The organism is Pelomonas margarita, from assembly GCF_043555875.1.
Lineage (GTDB): Bacteria > Pseudomonadota > Gammaproteobacteria > Burkholderiales > Burkholderiaceae_C > Pelomonas > Pelomonas margarita.
Map to the genome: position 1 here is coordinate 1 of NZ_JBIGHW010000034.1, position 3465 is coordinate 3465.

General features: G+C 64.5%; 4 protein-coding genes and 1 pseudogene. All 5 read right to left on the minus strand.

What is annotated here, in order from left to right:
* Positions 1-194 (minus strand): TadE family protein (locus tag ACG0Z3_RS22980; RefSeq protein ID WP_394402336.1); only part of this gene is annotated, 194 nt, incomplete at its 3' end.
* A 273-nt stretch (positions 195-467) separates the two neighbouring features.
* On the minus strand, positions 468-1142 hold the full coding sequence (locus tag ACG0Z3_RS22985) for a hypothetical protein (RefSeq protein ID WP_394402338.1): 675 nt from the start codon (positions 1140-1142) through the stop codon (positions 468-470).
* 106 nt (positions 1143-1248) lie between these two features.
* The gene (locus ACG0Z3_RS22990) at positions 1249-1860 is read right to left on the minus strand and encodes a hypothetical protein (protein WP_394402341.1); all 612 of its coding nucleotides are present in this window, start codon (positions 1858-1860) and stop codon (positions 1249-1251) included.
* Between the two features lie 102 nt (positions 1861-1962).
* Positions 1963-2589: a hypothetical protein gene (locus ACG0Z3_RS22995; protein ID WP_394402344.1), complete on the minus strand. Its 627-nt coding sequence runs from the start codon at positions 2587-2589 to the stop codon at positions 1963-1965.
* A pseudogene (locus ACG0Z3_RS23000) lies at positions 2586-3134 on the minus strand (phospholipase effector Tle1 domain-containing protein); the annotation flags it as partial. The gene ACG0Z3_RS22995 and the pseudogene ACG0Z3_RS23000, both read right to left, overlap by 4 nt.
* Between the last annotated feature and the right edge of the window lie 331 nt (positions 3135-3465).

The window sequence follows — 3465 nt, forward strand, 5'->3', positions numbered from 1 at the left end:
GCGTAGTTCACGCTGCTCTTGGCCTGGTACCCCAGCGCCGCCTGCCAGATCCCCAGCACCAGGAACAGCAGCGTCGGCATCACGATGACGCTCTCCACCAGGCCCGCTCCCCGCTGGCGATGCGGGGGGCGGCCAGGGCGGCATGCTGTTGAAGCGAGCGGCAGGGGTGTAGGCAGGGCGAGTGGAGCTGGCATGGAGGTCGCAGGAGGCTGATGCAGCCGCGCACGCCCAGCACGCAGCCAAGCCGCTAACACACCAAGCACACGTCATTGCAGAGGCGACAACGGCACTGACGCCGAACGCGGCGCGATGATGCAGAGGCTGCCCGCCATCGGTAAGCCCTTGAACAGCAGGGGGTGCGGCCTGTTTCGCGTTACCGACGTAACCAGTCGTGTCGCGCACGTACCCCGGGTGCATGGCCCGCGTGATCAGCCCGCCGGGATTGGTTAGTCAGGCGCCCGCAGGCATCAGTCCTTGGCCTCGTAGACCGCACCGTTGAAAACGTAGCGTGTCGCGCTGTCGACGCGCTGCGCAGCCTGGCTGGCCTTGCCGTAGGGCGTGGTCCACCCGCGCGTGCGCACGCGCAGCTCGCTCATCCCTTGAGGCGCCTTCTGCGCGCCGATGACGACGATGGACTTGGTCTTGCTGGTGTCGATGCAGTCGGGCTCGCACTGCGTGCCCCAGGCCTCCCAGGCCATGTTCTGCACCAACACACGCGCCAGCTGCCCGCCATCCAGCACCAGCAACCACAGATCGGTGCTGTACTGGTCGAAGCCCGCGCCGCGCAGGCGGGCGTCCACCAACACCCCAAAGCTTGCCGCCTGGGCGCTGAGCGCGTAGTTGGCGCGGTCGAACCGGATGTCGCGCACGGTGCCTTCGATGTCCACCGGAAAGCTCACCTGCGCGACGCGCTGCTCTCCCTGCCACACCGTCACGGCCAAGCGGCCGCCGGCTGCGCCGACGTCGCCCTGCGGGTGCCAGCACAGCTGCGCGCGAAAGGCCGCGCCGTTCTGCATGAACAGGCGTTCGCCCTGGGGCTCCTGCGGCGGCGTACAGCCGGCGTGGGCGGCGCTGCCAAGCAGCGCCAGCATGCAGGCCACCATGTGGCGCAGCAACGTGATGGGTCGGTGGGCACGGTCCATGTCGGGCACCAAACGATTCAAGGTACGGCTCGGCATAGTGGATGCATGCGACTAAAGCCTCCGCCGGCACATGTCACCACGGCTACGCCGACGCGGGCCACTGCAGTCACTGCGCGACGCGCTTGAACCCCAATGGGCTGTACCAAGGTGCGGATTGCAGCGGGCCCTCCGTGCAAGTGGGAGTGGCATTGGATGCACGTGGCATGTCATAGCACGGCACATCTCCACCACGCATCGTGTTGACCAGCAGGCCTCCGAACTTCTCCTCCACATCCCACCCGAACAACACGCCATCGTCCTTGATGCGGAACACCAGCCGCAGCGCGCGGCCCGGGCCTGCATTGGCGTAGCGGATGACCTCGTCGGGCACCCGCTTGTCCACCTCGATGAGGTAGTCGCCAATGACGCGGCCTGTGGTGAAGTCCCGGCCCGGCACCGTATCTGTACGCCAGGTCACGCGGACGGTGCTGGGCAGATGGCCGGCAATGTACGAATTGGTGCTAGCCCCTCCGTACCAGCCTTCCATCATTCCCCCAAAGAGTCGCGCGCCCTTGTCGGACATGGCTTGCAGGCCCGCCTTCGGCTCCACGCCTGAATGGGCGAGCCCATACTCAACCACCAACCCGGTTCCGATGCGCCGCCCCTGCGATGACGCTCCGCCGTTGGCGCAGGCACCACACGCCAGCGCTGCGAGAACACAAACGGCGCTGCGCTTCATGTGCCTCCGTGCGCCCATGGCGCCACGCGATTCAAGCTACGCCTCACTTGCCGCTTCGCCGCCACTGCTCCGCCTGCGCGCTGATCTGCCATATCACCCACCTCAGGACTTGCGCCCGCGAATCCACTGTGGGTTGAACCACGCAGCCTTCTCAAGAGGACCCTCCGTGCAGTTCTGGCTCGCGTTGGCGACTCGCGGCAGGTCGTAGCACGGCACATCGCCCCCACGCATCGCATAGACCAAGCCGCTGCCGCCTGCGGGGTGAGAAACGACCTCCTCTACATCCCACCCGAACAACACGCCATCGTCTTTGATGCGAAACACCAGCCGCAGCGCGCGGCCCGGGCCTGCATTGGCGTAGCGAATGACCTCGTCGGGCACTCGCTTGTCCACCTCGATGAGGTAGTCGCCGATGACGCGACCTGTGGTGAAGCGCTGCCCTGGCACCGTATCTGTACGCCAGGTCACGCGGACGGTTTTCGGCAGATGGCCGGCAATGTATGAATTGGTGCTAGCCCCTCCGTACCAGCCTTCCATCATTCCACCAAAGAGTCGCGCGCCCTTGTCGGACATCGCTTGCAGGCCCGCCTTAGGCTCCACGCCTGAATGGGCGAGCCCATACTCAACCACCAACCCGGTTCCGATGCGCCGGCCCTGGGACGAAGTGCCGCCATTGGCACAGGCGCTGCAAACAGCCGCCGTGAGTACGCAGAGCGCCAGGTGCTTCATGTGCCTCCTCCTACGTTCAACTTCACGTCATAGCCGTTGCCTTGCAGCCACTTGGCATACTTGGCCATGTCGACCGTGCCAGAGACGATGCCTTTGGGCGAACTGTCGTAGTTGATGTATTTCACGGTGTCCGCATAGCTCATGCCGCCGATAGTGGCCTGACGCTGCTTCTGGGTGCCTCCGGGCAGGCCCCTCACTTTGCGATCTTCACTGAAGTTGGTCGGCGCAGGGCCATCCTCGGCAAAGAGATTGCTGCTCTTGTCGTGCAGCACGGGGTTGGCAATGATGTTCCGGTCTGGCTCATCCATCGACAAACCTGCAGTCTTGGCTTGGTCGATCATCCAGACCAGCGCGACCTTGGCCAGGTCGCCATCGGGAAAGCTGCCACCAATGTCGGAGTGCGAGCCCAGAAAGCCGCGCTCGATGCGTGTCTTGCCATCAGGCGTGGCCCTGCCGGCAATGGACTCCAGCGGGAACAGACTGCGGTACTCGTTGAGCGCCACGGCGTGAGCCACATGCTGGAACGCGTCAGGAATGCCGAGCTGATAGCTGCCGGTGTGCGTGTGTTGGCGCCGACCGAACTTTGAGCCAACAAGCCTGCCGGTCTGCGTGACCCAGGCCTTCGCCCAGATGCGCCAGATAGCGCTCGAATTCCTGCAGTTCCTTCATCAGGGCTCACCTCTTGCTTGAAGAGATGCGCATAATGCCTTGATTTTATTAACACAGTACGACTAGGGGCGGCACGCTAGGGCTACGCTGATTAAGGTCCGCCTTCCGGGTTGATCTGGTGGCAATGCTGGCACCACTTCGAGGTCATGCTGGCATGAAGCAAGCAACCTTGGCAGCGGCAGCCGATCAAGGCGCGGAGTTCGAACG

Coding starts and splice junctions, on each gene's coding strand:
- ACG0Z3_RS22985 (WP_394402338.1), bottom strand. CDS start 1,142: ATGGACCGTGCCCACCGACCCATCACGTTGCTGCGCCACATGGTGGCC.
- ACG0Z3_RS22995 (WP_394402344.1), bottom strand. CDS start 2,589: ATGAAGCACCTGGCGCTCTGCGTACTCACGGCGGCTGTTTGCAGCGCC.
- ACG0Z3_RS22990 (WP_394402341.1), bottom strand. CDS start 1,860: ATGAAGCGCAGCGCCGTTTGTGTTCTCGCAGCGCTGGCGTGTGGTGCC.